Source organism: Geomonas propionica (assembly GCF_016458235.1).
Classification (GTDB): domain Bacteria; phylum Desulfobacterota; class Desulfuromonadia; order Geobacterales; family Geobacteraceae; genus Geomonas; species Geomonas propionica.
Genome location: NZ_JAEMHK010000002.1, coordinates 163,539 through 178,759 on the forward strand (window position 1 = coordinate 163,539; position 15,221 = coordinate 178,759).

Genomic DNA, 15,221 nt, shown 5'->3' on the forward strand with positions numbered 1-15,221 from the left:
CTGAACCTCAAATGCCTTATTGGACTGGTCGGCATTGTCTCAGAGAACTTGAGGCTTATAATAGGCAAACTCCAATTACACCTTTTTACTATCTAAAGTCAATTAGAATCAACTAGGCAAAAGAGCACTAAAACGTTATATTTGTAAACACTTAGATTGCTGTCAGGCAATGACAGTATGAGGAAACAAGGGAAGGTCAGTGAGTGTCCCGGAGAGGGACTAAAAGGAAGAGTTGCTCTCCCCCTCCCCTTGCGGGAGGGGGTCGGGGGGTGGGGGAAGCTGCCATCACTGCCAAAGCCGGCGCATCCTCCCTGCCCCAATCAATCCTCGGGGCAAAGGGAGAAGCGCGGCACCGGCTTGCCGTCCACCAGCACCGTTTCCAGGAACATCCCCTCGGGACGCACCCAGAGCCCCCCTTCCCCGTAAAGGGGACGGTAAACGACCATGTTCTCGTCGGTCTCGCTGTGCCTGGCCGTGCCGATTACCTCGTAGTAATTCCCTTTGTAGTGACGGTAACGTCCTGGTGCGACGGTCATGGTGCCTCCACTGTTCGCCTAGAACGAGGCGTGCTCGGTCCTGGTGATGATCTCGTCCTGCAACTCCGAGGAAAGGTCGCAGAAATAATCGCTGTACCCGGCAACGCGCACGATAAGGTCGCGGTGTTCCGAAGGGTTCGCCTGCGCCTTTTTCAAGGTTTCCACATCGACCACGTTGAACTGGACGTGGTGCCCGTCCATGCGGAAGTAGCTCCGCACCAGGCTCGCCACGCCGTCCAGACCGCTCGCGTCGGAGAGGAGTGTCGGGGAGAACTTCATGTTCAAGAGCGTGCCGCCGCTTCGGATATGGTCCATCTTGCCGGCGGAGCGGATCACGGCGGTCGGGCCGCCCCGGTCTGCGCCCTGCACGGGCGAGATCCCCTCGGAAAGCGGTGTGCCGCGGCGGCGCCCGTCGGCAGTGGCGCCGGTCACCGAGCCGAAATAGACGTGGCAGGTGGTGGGGAGCATCTCGATGCGGTACACGCCGTTCTTGGTGTTGGGCCTGCCGTCCACCTCGTTGAAAAATGCGTCGAAGACCAGGCGCATCAGGTCGTCGGCGTAGTCGTCGTCGTTGCCGTACTTGCGGGTCTTGTTCCAAAGCCTCTGCCTGAACGGCTCGTCCCCGGCGAAATCGGCGTCGAGTTTCGCCACCAGTTCCGGCAGGGACAGGGTCTTGCGCTCGAAGACCCGGTCCTTGATGGCCGAGAGTGCGTCGGTGATGCTCCCGATCCCCACCCCCTGGATGAAGCTGTTGTTGTAGCGCGCGCCCCCCGCGTTGTAGTCGACGCCCCGGCTGATGCAGTCGTCCGTCAAAACCGACAGGAAGGGAGCCGGCATCTGCGCGGCGTAAATCATCTCGATGAGACGGTTGCCCCGGATCTTGATGTCCAGAAAGTGGGCGAGCTGGGCGCGGAAGGCCTCGAAGACTTGATCAAAATCCGCGAAGCTCTCGGGCGCGCCGGTCTTAGGTCCCAGTTGCACCCCTGTCAGCGGGTCCATGCCGTCGTGCAGGGCGAGCTCCAGCATCTTGACCAGATTGAAGTAGCCGGTGAGGATGTAAGCCTCCTTGCCGAAGGCGCCCACCTCGACGCAGCCGCTGCAGCCGCCGGCGCGCGCATCCACGAGGCTCTTGCCCTGGCGCAGCTGTTCCTCGACCACGGCGTCGGCATTGAAGATGGAGGGGAAGCCGTAGCCGCTGCGCACCACCTGCAGGGTGTGCTTCAAGAAGGCGTCCGGTGACTTGCGCGACAGCTGCACGTTGCTGGAAGGCTGCAACAGGTGCATCTCGTCGATCACGTCCAGGAGCAGGTGCGAGACCTCGTTGGAGCCGTCCGAGCCGTCGGGAAGGAGCCCCCCCAGGTTGATGTTGGCGAAGTCGGTGTAGGTGCCGCTTTCCGCCGCGGTCACGCCGACCTTGGGCGGCGAGGGGTGGTTGTTGAACTTGACGAAGAAGCACTCCAAGAGTTCGCGGGCGCTCTCCCTGGTCAAGGTCCCCGTGGCCAGTTCCGACTGGTAGAACGGGATCAGGTGCTGGTCCAGGTGCCCCGGGCTGAAGGCGTCCCAGCCGTTCAGTTCGGTGATCACGGCCAGGTGGCAGAACCAGTAGGACTGCAGCGCCTCCCAGAAATCGGTGGGAGCGTGCGCCGGCACCCAGCGGCAGTTGGCGGCGATCTTCATCAGCTCCTGCTTGCGCACGGTATCGGTGCAGGCCGCGGCCATGCTCTCGGCGAGTTTCGCGTGCCGCTCCGCGAATAGGATCACGGCGTCGCAGGAGATGTCCATGGCGACCAACTGTTCGCGGCGGGCCCAGGCGTCGGCGTCGCTGGCGAAGTCGAGCGCATCGATGGCCTGCGCGATCTCCTTTTTGAAGTCGAGTAGCCCCTTGCGGTAGATCTTGTCGTCCAGCACCGTGTGGCCGGGGGCGCGCTGCTCCATGAACTCCGTGAAGATGCCGTAGCGGTAGGCCTCGTGCCACTCCTCGGGGAGCGCGGCGAAGATCTTGTCGCGCAGGCTGCGAGTCCCCCAGTACGGGATCACCGTCTCCTGGTAGGCCTTGAGGCAGGCGTCGTCGACGCGGTAGGCAGTCAGTTCGCGCGAATTGAGGATGCGCAGGTCCTCGACCGAATGGCAGGTCAACTCCGGATAGGTCGAAACCAGCTTGGGCGCCGCCCCCCGCTCGCCTACTACCAACTCGCCGTCGCCGATGTAGATGCTCTTCTTCTCGCAGAGGTAGAGGAAGGACTTGGCGCGCATGACCGGGACCGACCAGCGCCCCTCGTTGTCGCGGTAAAATTCGGTGAGCAGCAGCGCGCGTTCCGCGGAAATGGCGGGCTCGGCGGCAAGGCTTTCCTGGCGCAGTCGTTGTGTTCTTCCGGTCATCTAGGCTCCCCCTCCTATCTGCGTATCCAATCCCCGGGCGGTGAAAAGCCGGGCGAAATCTTCCATGGTCTGCGGTGACGGCGTCGTCGTCGCCAGGGCCTCGGCAGAAGGTGCCAGTCCCAGCCGTGACGGTTTGGCGGCCCAGCTGCCGTGGTAGGGGAGCAGCCAGACCTGGCGCACCCCGGCGGCCCGCGCGGCGAGATTCGCGAGCGCCTCCATTTCCCCTGCGTTGTCGTTGAAACCCGGGATCACCGGGATCCTGATCCAGATGTTGCGGTGCACCCGCCCCAGTTGCGCCAGGTTGTCCAGGATGCGGCCGTTGCCGAGGCCCGTGCCCGTTGAGTGCAGCGCGTCGTCGGCGCACTTCAGGTCGAAGAGGAAGAGGTCCACCAGCGGGGCGATGTCGAGCAGGGTTTCCGGCGCGCAGAGCGCGGCGGTATCGACGGCGGTATGGATGCCGTGGCTGCGGCAGGCGGTGAGGAGGTCTTTCAGGAAGGCGGGTTGGCAGAGCGGTTCGCCTCCCGAGAAGGTGACCCCGCCGCCCGAGTCCTCGAAGAACATGCGGTCCTTGAGGATGTCCTGCAGCACCTGGTCGGCCGTTGTTTGAGTGCCGAGCAGTTCGCGCGCCCCGGTGGGGCAGGCCTCCGCGCAGGCGCCGCAGACCAGGCAGGCCTCGCGCGGCTGCAGTCCCTCGTGGCAGGCCAAGAGGCAGGCGTCGCAGGAGATGCAGCGATTCTGGGACCAGGCCGTTTGCGGCGTGGGGCTTTGGCTTTCCGGGTTATGGCACCACCAGCAGTGCGCCGGGCACCCCTTGAGGAACACCGTGGTCCGGATCCCCGGCCCATCGTGCAGCGAGTACCTTTGCACGTTAAAGACGATGCCGCTGCTATTCATGTCCCATCATTCCCATGCTTCCCATCATTCCCATAATGCCACCCTTGCCGCCTACACCACCCTGATCATGAACTCCGGGCAGGCCGCCCCGCAGTAGCCGCACAGAATGCAGGCGTCGTCGTCCACCTGCGCCTTGCCGTCCACCAGGGCCAGTGCGTCGTTGGTGCAGGCCGGCACGCAGGCGCCGCACCCCTTGCAGAAGGCCTCCATGATGGTGAGCTTGCGCCGCCTCCCCTCCAGGGTATTCCAGAGCGCCTCGTCGGCGCGCCCCTCCTGGAAGAGCGCCAGGTTGCCGTCGACCTCCGCCTCGGAGAGCATGCCCAGGGCGATGCCGTGCACCCCGGCGAGTCCCAGCACGAAGCGCAGGCTCTCGCGGGCCGTCGATATCAGGTTCCCACCGGCCAAGGCCTTCATGGCGTAGACCCCCTTCCCCGCCGCGGCGCAGGCCGCGATGGCGGCGGCCATCTCTTCCCGGGTGCCGTCGATGATCCCCATGCCGGTCCGGTTGATGAGCGGATGGACGATCTCGATCTCGGGATGCCGCACCGACTTCAGCATCGCGCTGACGAAGTGCGAGGAGAGCCCCACGTGGGCGATCTTCCCCTCCTCCTTCATCCTGATAAGCGTCTCGATCACCTCGGGACGCTCCACGAAAGGGTCGGCCACCCGGGCGCCATGCAGGTGCACGATGTCCAACCGCTCCACGCCCAGTTCGGTGAGCGCCCGTTCCACGTGGTCGCGCGCGGCCTCAGCCGTATTGGCGTGCGTCTTGGAGGCGATCAGGCACTCGCCGCTGAAGCCTTTCAGCGCGGCGCGGATATGCGGGTAGGTCTGGTACAGTTCGGCGGTGTCCAAGAGGTTCACGCCGCGCTCCAGGGCGTAGCGGATCAGACGTCCCCCCTGTTCAGGGGAGAGCGAAGCCTGCAGGGGGCCAAGCGGAAGGGTGCCGAAAACGAGGGGATTGATGCTGAGACCGGTACAGCCGAGGGCGACTTTCTTCATGTCATTCCTGTTTCGTTAGTAATGCGGCGGAGGCTCTTCTTCGGAGGGGAGCCTGTTGTCTGAAGAGCCCAGGCCTTGCAGGTGCTCCTTGATGATCTTCATTTCCTTGGTGAGCTGATCGATGAGGGTCTGGTGCCCGGTGACCACCTCGTTTAGTTGGTCGATGATGTGACCCTGGTGCATGATCAGCATCTCCATGTCAGTCAGACGCTGTTCCATAGTGAACTCCTTATGGTGCCGGTTGTGAAGCAGGCAAAGTTTAACCCGATTCAAAACGATAGCCAAGATAAAAAACTTCAAAAACCGGACGGATTCTGATAATTTCGCTGACGCTTGAAGCACGAAAAGTGCGGGCAACGGAGGTAGCGATGCAGGAAACACCGAAGTCGAGCAGCGAGCGTCACATCGAGTCCATCATGCAGCACCTGGAGCCGGGGAGCGACCGCTACGACGTATTGGACAAGGCGAAGCGGTTCAAGTCGTCGTGGGTGGAACTGGGCGAGAAGCTGTTGGACGTCAGCAAGCGTGGACGGTTCCGCGAATGGGGTTACGGCACCTTTGAAGAGTACTGCGTGCAGGAGATACGCATCAAGCGCGGCACCGCCGAGAAGCTCACCATGGCCTACCGGTTCATGGAGAAGGAAGAGCCGCAGTTGTTGGACCGGCGCGAAGAGCTGCGTCCCCTCCCCGACTTCAGGTCGATCGATCTGTTGCGTCAGGCCAAGGAAGAGAAGGGATTTTCCGCCGAAGAGTATGGCGATCTGAGAAAGCGCGTCGTGGAGGACGACAAGAGTCACCCGACCGTGTTGAAGAAGTTCAAGGAAGTGGCCGCGTTGCGGGAGGAGCCGAACCCGTTGGTACCGTTGAAGGCCGCCGTTTCCGCCGCCAAGCGACTGGACAACGCCCTGCGTCTTTTGGAGAGCGTGCCGCAGGCGTATGTGCAGCAGGTGACCGAGATGTTGAACCACCTGGAGCAGGAGTTGAACGCCCACGACCTGGGAGCCGAGACCGAAGCCGGCAACCTCCGCGAGATCTAGTCGAGAGACGGCCACAACCGGCCAGGGCGGCGGCTGCGCCGCCCCGGTCCACAGCCGCCTACCGATAGCTATCCCAGAACAGCTTCGCCGTCACCGCCAGCACCGAGCAGATGAAGACCGGCCTCACGAACCGGGTCCCCTTGTGGATCACGAGCCTCGCCCCCATGCGTGCGCCCACCGCCTGCCCCGCCCCCATCAATAGTCCCGCTCCGAAGAGCACATGCCCCCCGGCCACGAACACCACCAGCGACACGATGTTGCTCACGAAGTTGAAGAGCTTGGTGTAGCCGGTCCCCTTGCGCATATCGAAGCCCAGTCCCAGCATGATCGCGATCACCCAGAAGGAGCCGGTCCCCGGTCCCAGGAAGCCGTCGTAGAAGCCGAGCCCCAGTCCCGCCACGCCGTAGAAGAGCCGGCGCGGCAGGCGCGGGTGCACCTCCTCGGCGCCCAGCCGCGGCGTGAAGATGGTGTAGCAGAGAATGGCGAGCAACAGAAACGGGATGCACCTCTTCAAAAAGCCCGGGTCGATCTGCTGTACCGTGTAGGAGCCAAGGATGGCGCCGACGGCGGTCCAGATGACACCGGGGAGCGCGTCGCGCAGGTTGACCGTGCCCGCCTTGACGAAGTGCGTCATGGCGGAGCAGGAACCGAAACTGGCCTGGAGCTTGTTGGTGCCGAGCGCCGCTTGGGGCGGGAGCCCCAGGCCGAGCAGTACCGGGATGGTGATCAGGCCGCCACCGCCGGCGATGGCGTCGATGCAGCCGGCGACTGCGCCGGCAAGGAACAGGATGGGAAAAAGAACTGGTGAAATCTCCATAAACTACGTGTCACTCCCCTGCCTGTCGTTCTGGTTGCGCTTGCGGTACGCCGTGTAGCTCTGGCGTGCGATGGATACTGCCAATGGAATCTCCTTCAATGCGATGGTTTCGTCGGCGACTGCCTGCGCCACGTGGTACATCCGCTGCCAGGGGATGGGCGCCTCCCCCGCTGCCGCCTTCAGCCAGAGCGTTTGCAGCACCAGCCGCTCCAAAAGGACCGGTCGCTGCTGCTCGAGCACCTGGTCGCACAGCCGCTCCAGCACCGTGGCCGCCCTGACCGCCTTGCCGGCGCGGGCCGCCTCGATGACGCGATCCACGGCGCTCCCCTCCACCCGCCAGTTGCCGAACAGGGCGCGGTAGCGGTGCCACTGCCCGGACTCTTCCAGGGAGAGAACTTCCGCGCTGGGGCTGTCCGGGCCGGCGCCCGGGGACTGGCTCCGCAGGTGCCAGTCCCCTTTAACCTCTTCCGACAACTGCCGCAGGGTGTCCGCCGCGTCAAAGAGGCTCCCCTTCCAGTGGTCGCGCCCCAACAGTTCCGCAGTCCGCACCAGCCAGTGCCCTGGCACCCTCCCCGCTTCGGCCCCGGCGGCGAGCGCCATTCCCAGGCGCAGGTCGAGGTACTCGCCGGTCGATGCCAGGCAGCAGCGCTGGCTGCGGGCGGCGCGGATGAAGTCCTCCCGATCCCGGCGGGTCTCCAGGCGCACCACGGTGCAGTCGGCGATCCCGCCCCCTTCCTGCAGGGCCACCGTGCAGCCGGCATAGGCGGCCTGGTCGGCGACGATGATATAGAAGACCTGGCCGCCGCTGCCGTCCAGGGTACTCGCGTAGACCGTCTCCTCGCCCGGTTGCTCCAGGTGGGCGCACTGCACGCGCGCCCGGCGGGCGTTGTTGATGGTCTGGTCCACGATGCTTCGGGTCGGTTCGGCGAACCAGTTGCGCGCCATGATCAGGCGCCGCAGCGTGTTGGGGGTCAAGGTCGCCCCCGCCACCGAAACCAGCATGCGGGCCACCTCGCGCGAGAGTTCCGGCTCTGCCTCGAAGATGAGCAGCGCGGCGATCTCGCGCAGAAAGGGCGCGTCAGCGGTCAAAAGCTCCCAGGTCAGTCCCGGCCGCAACTCCGGGTCGTTGACCGAGAACAGCTCGAGGATCTCCTGCGCACCGGCAAAGGGACAGGTGACCCCCATCGAGGCGAAATGCCTGAGCACGCCGGTAACGAACTCCTCGCTGGAGGCGGCAGTCACCTCAAGCCCCCCCTCGGTGTCGCCTTCCCCAGCCTGGCAGATCGCCTGCAGTTCGGGGATCAGGTTCACGCGGCTGCGGAGCAGGATGTCGGTGACCGAGAGGCGCAGCTCTATGCTGCTCCGCTCGCGATACACCCGCAGCGCCAGCGCGCTTTGAAGTCTCTGCAGCTGCTGCCTCGCCCCCGGGCGCCCACCCGCCGTTTCCACCTGGTAGAACTCAAGGACAAGGGAGAGGATCCTCTGGGCCGCGGAAACCCGGTCGTGATCCACGCGGGGCGCGCGCCCCAAGGCGGCCAGGAGCGCTGCCAGCTCCTCAACCGCCAGGGGGTCGGCGAGCAGGTGCCGGTGCAGTTCGTCCTGCAGGGTGAGCAGGATGGCGATGGGCGCGCTCACCCCGGCCCGGGCGTACAGTTCCACCAGGCGCATGATGCCCGACGGCTCCCCCTGTCCAGCGCAGGTGGGCTGGGGGCAGCCGGGGGTGAAGCCGTGCCGGACCGACTCGGTCAGCATGGTCTCCAGGTCCGGCGCCGGCATGGCGCGGTAACACAGGTCCTCGGGTGGGGGGAAAGGGGTGCCGCGATAAGGGATGCCGTCGATCAGCTCCCGCACCTCCCCGTAGCGCCGCTGCATGCGTGCCACCCATTCCGGCCGCGCGTTGAGGGTGTGCACGCAGAAGTCGAGCAGCTCCTCGGCATAGGGGACCTGGTAGCTGGAGCCGTCCAGGTAGGGGCCGGAAAAGGGGCCGTCGCCGTCAAAGCCCAGGCAGATCATCGCCTTTTGTCGCTGCTTCTGGTCCAGCACCAGGAGAGCGACCCGGCGGCAGTCGCAACCAGGGCTGGTGCAGTAGCACTCGACGAAGGCGTAGCTCCCCTTCGGGATCCGTCCGCTTTGCGCCGGCAGTTCCAGGGTCATGGCGGCCCCGGCTGCACTCGGAAAGATCTGGTGGTACGGCTTCATGCCGACTCCTGCGAAAAAGGCCGCTCCTGCCGGTGCGAACACCGTGCGGTAGCGGCCGCCGAAACTTCGTTGCTGCAAGGAACCGCGGTTGCCCCCCTCCGGCCAGGGGAGTGGACAGATCGGGTGTCCATTCCGCCAAGGCCGGGGAAGTCGGGGGACCCGCGCCGATGCCGGTTCAGCGTTTCCTGCGCTTCCCCTTGCCTTCCGCGACCATGATCGCCTCTACCGCCGCCTGGAGGTCGTCGTAGGCTTTCACCCGCGTCGGAAGGCGCGCCGAATCGGCTGCCCCGTAGCCGGTCCGCACCATGAGCGCGGTGCACCCGGCGTTCAGCCCCGCCTCGACGTCGCCCAGCTTGTCGCCGATCATGTAGGAGCGGGAGAGGTCGATATCGAGGTCGCGGGCCGCCTGTTCCAGCATACCCGGTGAGGGCTTGCGGCAGCGACACTCCTGGCGGTAATCGCCGATCCCGTGCTCGGGGTGGTGCGGACAGAAGTAGCAGGCATCGATGGTGATGCCGAAGTCGCCCAGTTCCTCGTGCATGCGGTCGTGGATCGCCTGCAGCGCCGCCTCGTCATAGAGTCCCCGTCCCACCCCGGACTGGTTGGTCACCACAATCAGGAGAAAGCCGGCGTCTTTGAGCCGCTGCAAGGCGTAGGGAACCCCGGGAATGAGGCGGAACTCCTCGACCCTGCACAGGTACTGCACCTCTTCATTGATGGTTCCGTCCCGGTCGAGAAAAACCGCCCGCCGCTGCTCCATGGTGTACCTGGCCTTTCCCGCTGCCCTAATCCCGCGGCGCCGTCATGAAAAAAGTTCCCGCTCCACCAGGTCGCACAGGATGTGGATCATGGTGATGTGCCCCTCCTGGATGCGGGGGGTGTCGTCGCTGGGGACCACCAGGGAGAGCTCGGCCACCCCCTTGATGCTCCCGCCGTCCCGGCCCAAAAGCGCGACGGTGCGGCACCCCAGGCTTTTCCCCGCTGCCAGGGCCAACTGCACGTTGGGCGAGTTGCCGCTGGTGGAGATCCCCACCAGTACGTCCCCCGGGTTCGCGTGCGCCTCGACCTGGCGCGAGAAGATGCGGTCGAAGCCGTAATCGTTGCCCACCGCGGTGAGGATCGAGGTGTCGGTGCTGAGAGCGATGGCCGGCAGCGCGCGCCGCTCCAGCTTGAAGCGGCCGACGATCTCCGCCGCGAAATGCTGCGCGTCGGCGGCGGAGCCGCCGTTGCCGAACACCAGGAGCTTCTTCCCCTCCCTGAGCGCCGCCGCCAAAAGCGAAACGGCGCTCTCCAGGGACGGACAGAGGTCCCGTTCGAGCGCCGCTATGACTTGGGCGTGGGCCTGGAGCTGGGCCTTGATCTTTTCTTTCATCAACCCTCCGCGTGCCGCGGCTCCCCGCGGCGATGCTAGTATACCCGCCCCTTGATCCGCTCGGTGAGCTCGGAGAACGAAAGGTAGCGCTCGCTCCAGGGGAAGGGGAGCCCGTCCACCGCGGTGACCGGCATGGTGCCGGGACGCTGGGCGATCAGCTTCTCGTAGAGGCGGCGCTTCATACCGTCCCAGCCAAGCATGGGGAGCGGCACCAGCTTCACGTTCTCGTGCAGACAGGAAAGCCCGGTCTGCCGGGCCGCCTCGCTCAGCGCGCGAGGCAGGAGCACCGTGTAGCTGTCGCCGTGGCGCGCGCCCTGCACCAGCCACTCGAGCTTCTGGCGCAACAGTTCGACTTCGACCCCCTTGGGCACGTGCAGGAGGAAACTCCCCCCCTCGCCCCAGCGCTCGCGGAAGAGGGTCATGCTGCGCTGCAGGGTCTCCCGGCGCCTCAGTTCCGACCCCAGCAGTATCTCCTCCTGGTGGCTCACCACGGGACCCGGCACCTGATAGGTGAAGTACCCCTTGGCGCAGGCGCGCCGGGTGAAGTCCCTCAGGCACCACGCCCCGCCGTCCAGGGACTCGTCGAGCCCCCCCACCTCACGGTAGAGTTCTCGGCGGACCACCATGGCGGCGAAGGAGCCACTCTCCACCTCGCAGGGCCCCTCGCAGGGGTCGCCCGGATCGAGACATGGGAGCAGGATCCCCGCTTCGGGATGGGTCTCGGCGAACGTAAGCAGCGAGTCGAGCCAGCGCGCGGATACTATGCTGGTGTTACGCACCAGGGCCAGGAAGGGGGCCGTTGAGCTCTCGAAACCGCGGTTCACGGCACGCACGAACCCGATATTGCTGTCGTCGCGCATCAACAGGGCGCGCTCGTCCAGCCCGTCCGCGAACTCCTGCAACATCCTCTCGGTGTCGCGCTCGGAGCCGCAGTCGACGATGATGAGTCGGGCGTTCGGGGTGTGGTTGATCAGGTTGACCAGGCAGTTTCGAGTCTCATCGGGCCGGTTCCATACGGGTATGATGACGTCAATGATTGCGTCGGTCATGGGCATCCCTCGGGCAGAAACGGCAAATGGGAGAACGGGAAACTAGGAGCTGACCGCGACGTTGCGCAACAGCGCGAGCTCGTCGAGCACCTTGCCGGAACCGAGCACGACGCAGGAAAGCGGATCCTCCGCGGTTACCACCGGGAGGCCGGTTTCCTCGCGCAGGAGCACGTCGAGGTTCCGGAGCAGGGCGCCGCCGCCGGCCAGCACGATCCCCTTGTCGACCAGGTCGGCCGCCAGTTCCGGGGGGGTGCGCTCCAGGCAGTTGCGCACCGCGTCCACGATGGCGGTGACCGGCTCGGAGAGCGCTTCGCGGATCTCGTTGGAGTCGATCTCGGTGGTCTTGGGGATCCCGGAAACGAGATCGCGCCCCTTGACCTCCATGTGCAAGAGCTGGGTGCCCGGGTACGCCTCGCCGATCTCGATCTTGATCAGTTCGGCCATGCGGTCGCCGATCAGGAGGTTGTACTTGCGTTTGATGTACTGGACGATCGCCTCGTCCATCTTGTCGCCCCCCACCCTGACGCTCTTGGTGTAGACGATACCGGCCAGGGAGATCACGGCGACCTCGGTGGTGCCGCCGCCGATGTCGACGATCATGTTGCCCGAGGCCTCGGTGATGGGAAGCCCCGCACCGATCGCGGCCGCCATCGGCTCCTCGATCAGGTACACCTCGCGAGCACCGGCGGACTCGGCGCTTTCCTTGACGGCGCGTTTCTCGACCTGGGTGATCCCGGAGGGGACGCAGATGACGATCCTGGGACGAACCAGGGTCTTTCTGTTGTGAACCTTGTGAATGAAGTAGCGCAGCATCTCCTCGGTGATGTCGAAATCAGCGATGACCCCGTCTTTCATGGGGCGGATGGCCGTGATGGTCCCGGGAGTACGACCGAGCATCTTCTTTGCCTCCATCCCGACGGCGAGCACCTTCTGCTGACCGTTTGGCATCTTCTGGACCGCCACCACGGACGGCTCGCGCACCACGATCCCCTTGCCCTTGAGGTAGACAAGGGTATTGGCCGTGCCGAGGTCGATGGCCAGGTCGTTAGAAAACATGCCGAAAAGGGCATCGAAAATCTTGATCATGCATGAACTCCTTTGAATTTGCGCAATAACCGGGCCCTTGCCCGGCTCAAAGGTGGAAATATAGCAAATGGTACGCACCCTTGCAACAAAGAAAACCCGCCCGATGTCTGGCGCCGACCACCGAGTGCAGGGTATACTGCATCATTCTACCGTTGCTTTTGCGATTAAAGTATATTATCATTCGCCACTCTTGATTATGTTAATTGACTCTATTCTTATGAGCGTAAAGGAGCCGAACCGGAATGCTAGGCGTAATGAGGAAGTACAAGCAATCCATTCTCATCAAGGTTGTATTCGTTGTCATCGTTCTCTCTTTCATAGGGACCATCTTCCTGGTCTGGGGCAAGGGCGGCAGTGACGGCCGGGGTGGCAAGAGCTATGCGGCAACGGTAAACGGCACCAAGATTTCCCTGGATGAATTCCAGAAGAGCTACTACCGCACCCGCGGTCTCTACGAGCAGATCTACGGCCGCACCCTCACCCCGGAACTGGAAAAGCAGATGGGGATCAAGAAACTCACCATCGACACCCTGATCGACAACGTACTCATCCTCGACGAGTCGAAGAAGATGGGGGTCAAGGTGAAGAAGGACGAGGTCGCCGCGGAAATCGCCAAGGTCCCGGCCTTCCAGAAAAACGGCGCCTTCGACTTCGGCGTCTACCAGCAGACCCTCAAGGCCAACCGCATCACCCCCAAGGACTTCGAGGAGTCCCAGGAGCAGGAGATACTCCTGCAGAAGACCCGCAACAAGATCAAGGACGCCGCCACGGTGACCGACGCCGAGGTGAAGGAAGCCTATAAGAAGCAAAACGACAAGGTGAACCTCGCCTACGTCTCCTTCTCCCCCGCCGACGTCAAGGGGAGCATCAAGCTGACCGACCAGGAGCTTACCTCGTACCTGCAGGACCACCAGAACGAGTTCAAGACCCCCGAGCAGGTTTCGGTCGCCTACACCGTGGTCAACCCGGCCCAGGCCGCCGGCGGCGTCGGCGTGACCGCGGAAGAGGCGCAGACCTTCTACCAGAAGAACATCGACCGCTACCAGGGCAAAGGGGGCATCCTTCCCTTCGCCGAGGTGAAGGACAAGGCCACCGCCGACGCCCAGAAGCAGAAAGCGGCCAAGGAAGCTTACGAGAAGGCGGCCGCCGCGGTTAACAAGTTCAAGGCCAACGGCGACCTGGACGGAGCTGCCGCTTCCCTGGGTGGCAAGGTCGAGAAGACCCCGCTGTTCACCGCCAAGGCGCCGGCAGCGGCGCTGGCCGGCGAGACCGAGGTGGTCGCCCGCGCCCTGGCACTGAAGCAAGGCGAGTTGGGTGGCCCGGTCGAGACCGCCAAGGGGATCTACCTCATCAAGGTGCTGGACAGAAAGCCTGCCGCCGTACCGCCGCTGGCCCAGATCAGGGGAGCGGTCGAGGCCAAGGCAGTCGAGGTCAAGGCCGCCGACCTGGCCAAGAAGAAGGCCGAGGAAGCGCTGCAGCAGCTCGCCAAGGGTGGCGCGGCCGCCAAGGAGACCGGCAGCTTCGGCTATGCCCCGACCGGCGCGGTGCCCACCATCGGCGCCTCCCCGGAGCTGATGGAAGCGGCCTTCACCCTGAACGCTCCCAACCAGGCCGCCAAGCAGCCCGTCAAGGTCGGCGACCGCTGGTACGCCGTGGTGCTCAAGTCCCGCACCGAGGCACCGCTTACCGACCTCGCCAAGAACTCCGGCTCCATCAAGGCGGCACTGCTGCCCAAGAAGCAGCAGGAGGCCCTGGACAAGTGGGTCAAGGGGCTGCGCGACAAGGCAAAGATCGACATCAACCCGGCAGTGCTCCAGGACTAACCGGATAGAACACAGCTTACAAGTGCGAGGTGAAGGGTGTGGGTGCACTCTTCACCTTTAACTTTTCACGCTTAGGGCGAATAAAAGGAGAAAGCACCAATGACAACACCGGTACTCAACACTGACTTCCCCGGCCTCAAACTTGCCGCACGCGGGAAGGTGCGAGACATCTACGACCTCGGGGAGACGCTGCTCATCGTCACCACCGACAGGATCTCCGCGTTCGACGTCATCATGAACGAAGGAATCCCCCACAAGGGATACGTCCTGACCCAGATCTCCGCCTACTGGTTTCGCCAAATGGAAGACATCATCAAGAACCACATCATCTCCACCGATGTGGCCGATTTCCCCGCGGAGTGCCAGCCCTACGCCGACGTCCTGGCCGGCCGCTCCATGTGGGTGAAGAAGGCCCAGCCGCTGGCGGCCGAGTGCATCGTACGCGGCTACATCTCCGGCTCCGGCTGGAAGGACTACCAGCAGACCGGCGCCATCTGCGGCATCAAGCTCCCCGAGGGGCTCAAGGAGAGCGACCGCCTGCCGCAGCCGATCTTCACCCCCTCCACCAAGGCCGAGCTCGGCACCCACGACGAGAACATCTCCTTCGAGCAGATGTGCGAGATCTGCGGCAAGGAGATCTCCGAGAAGGTGCGCGAGGTAACGCTGAAGATCTACGAGAAGGCGCGCGACCTGGCCGACCAGAAAGGGATCATCATCGCCGACACCAAGTTCGAGTACGGCATCTACGAGGGCGAGCTGATCATCATCGACGAGTGCATGACCCCGGACTCCAGCCGCTTCTGGCCGAAAGACAGCTACCAGCCGGGCGGCCCGCAGCCCTCCTTCGACAAGCAGTTCCTGAGGGACTACCTGGAGACCCTGGACTGGGGCAAGACCGCTCCCGCTCCGCCCCTCCCCGAGGAAATCGTCAAGAAGACCGGCGAGAAGTACATGGAAGCGCTGGTGAAGCTGACCGGCAAGGGACTGTAAGGCAGATTAAGATAAAGATTAAGATAAAGGTTGAGTC

14 protein-coding genes are annotated in these 15,221 nt (G+C 64.2%); 3 read left to right on the top strand and 11 right to left on the bottom strand.

What is annotated here, in order from left to right; genetic code table 11:
* Nucleotides 1-320: 320 nt before the first annotated feature.
* From JFN90_RS03325 to JFN90_RS03345, 5 genes are read right to left on the bottom strand one after another with little or no spacing between them, the layout of a single operon-like run.
* The gene (locus JFN90_RS03325) at nucleotides 321-536 is read right to left on the bottom strand and encodes a DUF1653 domain-containing protein (protein ID WP_199393683.1); all 216 of its coding nucleotides are present in this window, start codon (nucleotides 534-536) and stop codon (nucleotides 321-323) included.
* 18 nt (nucleotides 537-554) lie between these two features.
* On the bottom strand, nucleotides 555-2,915 hold the full coding sequence (gene hypD, locus JFN90_RS03330) for a trans-4-hydroxy-L-proline dehydratase (RefSeq protein ID WP_199393684.1): 2,361 nt from the start codon (nucleotides 2,913-2,915) through the stop codon (nucleotides 555-557).
* On the bottom strand, nucleotides 2,916-3,809 hold the full coding sequence (locus JFN90_RS03335) for a glycyl-radical enzyme activating protein (RefSeq protein ID WP_199393685.1): 894 nt from the start codon (nucleotides 3,807-3,809) through the stop codon (nucleotides 2,916-2,918). It lies immediately after the preceding gene.
* A 51-nt stretch (nucleotides 3,810-3,860) separates the two neighbouring features.
* On the bottom strand, nucleotides 3,861-4,811 hold the full coding sequence (locus JFN90_RS22495) for an aldo/keto reductase (RefSeq protein ID WP_199393686.1): 951 nt from the start codon (nucleotides 4,809-4,811) through the stop codon (nucleotides 3,861-3,863).
* Between the two features lie 15 nt (nucleotides 4,812-4,826).
* Nucleotides 4,827-5,030, bottom strand: a complete 204-nt coding sequence (locus JFN90_RS03345) for a SlyX family protein (RefSeq protein WP_199393687.1) — start codon at nucleotides 5,028-5,030, stop codon at nucleotides 4,827-4,829.
* Nucleotides 5,031-5,179: 149 nt separating this feature from the next.
* On the opposite strand from JFN90_RS03345, the gene JFN90_RS03350 reads away from it, so the two are divergent.
* Nucleotides 5,180-5,848 (top strand): hypothetical protein, encoded by a 669-nt coding sequence (locus tag JFN90_RS03350; protein ID WP_199393688.1) that lies wholly within the window; start codon nucleotides 5,180-5,182, stop codon nucleotides 5,846-5,848.
* Between the two features lie 58 nt (nucleotides 5,849-5,906).
* Here JFN90_RS03350 and JFN90_RS03355 read toward each other — a convergent pair whose 3' ends face one another.
* The 6 genes from JFN90_RS03355 to JFN90_RS03380 all read right to left on the bottom strand — a co-directional run bounded on the left by JFN90_RS03355 (nucleotide 5,907) and on the right by JFN90_RS03380 (nucleotide 12,371).
* The gene (locus JFN90_RS03355) at nucleotides 5,907-6,665 is read right to left on the bottom strand and encodes a TSUP family transporter (RefSeq protein WP_199393689.1); all 759 of its coding nucleotides are present in this window, start codon (nucleotides 6,663-6,665) and stop codon (nucleotides 5,907-5,909) included.
* 3 nt (nucleotides 6,666-6,668) lie between these two features.
* On the bottom strand, nucleotides 6,669-8,942 hold the full coding sequence (locus tag JFN90_RS03360; protein WP_199393690.1) for a hypothetical protein: 2,274 nt from the start codon (nucleotides 8,940-8,942) through the stop codon (nucleotides 6,669-6,671).
* A 97-nt stretch (nucleotides 8,943-9,039) separates the two neighbouring features.
* Entirely contained in the window at nucleotides 9,040-9,624 is a 585-nt protein-coding gene (gene gmhB, locus JFN90_RS03365) for a D-glycero-beta-D-manno-heptose 1,7-bisphosphate 7-phosphatase (RefSeq protein ID WP_199393691.1), read from the bottom strand.
* A gap of 42 nt (nucleotides 9,625-9,666) precedes the next feature.
* On the bottom strand, nucleotides 9,667-10,236 hold the full coding sequence (gene gmhA / locus JFN90_RS03370; protein ID WP_199393692.1) for a D-sedoheptulose 7-phosphate isomerase: 570 nt from the start codon (nucleotides 10,234-10,236) through the stop codon (nucleotides 9,667-9,669).
* Between the two features lie 35 nt (nucleotides 10,237-10,271).
* Nucleotides 10,272-11,285 carry a glycosyltransferase family 2 protein gene (locus tag JFN90_RS03375; protein ID WP_199393693.1) on the bottom strand — a complete coding sequence of 338 codons (1,014 nt, stop codon included), beginning with the start codon at nucleotides 11,283-11,285 and terminating at the stop codon, nucleotides 10,272-10,274.
* A gap of 42 nt (nucleotides 11,286-11,327) precedes the next feature.
* A complete protein-coding gene (locus JFN90_RS03380) occupies nucleotides 11,328-12,371 on the bottom strand; it encodes a rod shape-determining protein (protein WP_215906673.1) in 1,044 nt (347 codons plus the stop codon).
* 242 nt (nucleotides 12,372-12,613) lie between these two features.
* On the opposite strand from JFN90_RS03380, the gene JFN90_RS03385 reads away from it, so the two are divergent.
* Together JFN90_RS03385 and JFN90_RS03390 are read left to right on the top strand one after the other, a co-directional pair.
* Complete coding sequence (locus JFN90_RS03385) at nucleotides 12,614-14,194, top strand: peptidylprolyl isomerase (protein ID WP_199393694.1); 1,581 nt, start codon at nucleotides 12,614-12,616, stop codon at nucleotides 14,192-14,194.
* A 99-nt stretch (nucleotides 14,195-14,293) separates the two neighbouring features.
* On the top strand, nucleotides 14,294-15,184 hold the full coding sequence (locus JFN90_RS03390) for a phosphoribosylaminoimidazolesuccinocarboxamide synthase (protein WP_199393695.1): 891 nt from the start codon (nucleotides 14,294-14,296) through the stop codon (nucleotides 15,182-15,184).
* Nucleotides 15,185-15,221: the final 37 nt, after the last annotated feature.

Excerpts from the sequence above, each read along its gene's own strand:
- JFN90_RS03390 (WP_199393695.1), top strand. The coding sequence starts at position 14,294 with ATGACAACACCGGTACTCAACACTGACTTCCCCGGCCTCAAACTTGCC.
- hypD (WP_199393684.1), bottom strand. The coding sequence starts at position 2,915 with ATGACCGGAAGAACACAACGACTGCGCCAGGAAAGCCTTGCCGCCGAG.
- JFN90_RS03350 (WP_199393688.1), top strand. The coding sequence starts at position 5,180 with ATGCAGGAAACACCGAAGTCGAGCAGCGAGCGTCACATCGAGTCCATC.
- JFN90_RS03375 (WP_199393693.1), bottom strand. The coding sequence starts at position 11,285 with ATGACCGACGCAATCATTGACGTCATCATACCCGTATGGAACCGGCCC.
- JFN90_RS03385 (WP_199393694.1), top strand. The coding sequence starts at position 12,614 with ATGCTAGGCGTAATGAGGAAGTACAAGCAATCCATTCTCATCAAGGTT.
- JFN90_RS22495 (WP_199393686.1), bottom strand. The coding sequence starts at position 4,811 with ATGAAGAAAGTCGCCCTCGGCTGTACCGGTCTCAGCATCAATCCCCTC.
- JFN90_RS03325 (WP_199393683.1), bottom strand. The coding sequence starts at position 536 with ATGACCGTCGCACCAGGACGTTACCGTCACTACAAAGGGAATTACTAC.
- JFN90_RS03335 (WP_199393685.1), bottom strand. The coding sequence starts at position 3,809 with ATGAATAGCAGCGGCATCGTCTTTAACGTGCAAAGGTACTCGCTGCAC.
- gmhA (WP_199393692.1), bottom strand. The coding sequence starts at position 10,236 with ATGAAAGAAAAGATCAAGGCCCAGCTCCAGGCCCACGCCCAAGTCATA.
- JFN90_RS03345 (WP_199393687.1), bottom strand. The coding sequence starts at position 5,030 with ATGGAACAGCGTCTGACTGACATGGAGATGCTGATCATGCACCAGGGT.
- gmhB (WP_199393691.1), bottom strand. The coding sequence starts at position 9,624 with ATGGAGCAGCGGCGGGCGGTTTTTCTCGACCGGGACGGAACCATCAAT.
- JFN90_RS03355 (WP_199393689.1), bottom strand. The coding sequence starts at position 6,665 with ATGGAGATTTCACCAGTTCTTTTTCCCATCCTGTTCCTTGCCGGCGCA.
- JFN90_RS03380 (WP_215906673.1), bottom strand. The coding sequence starts at position 12,371 with ATGATCAAGATTTTCGATGCCCTTTTCGGCATGTTTTCTAACGACCTG.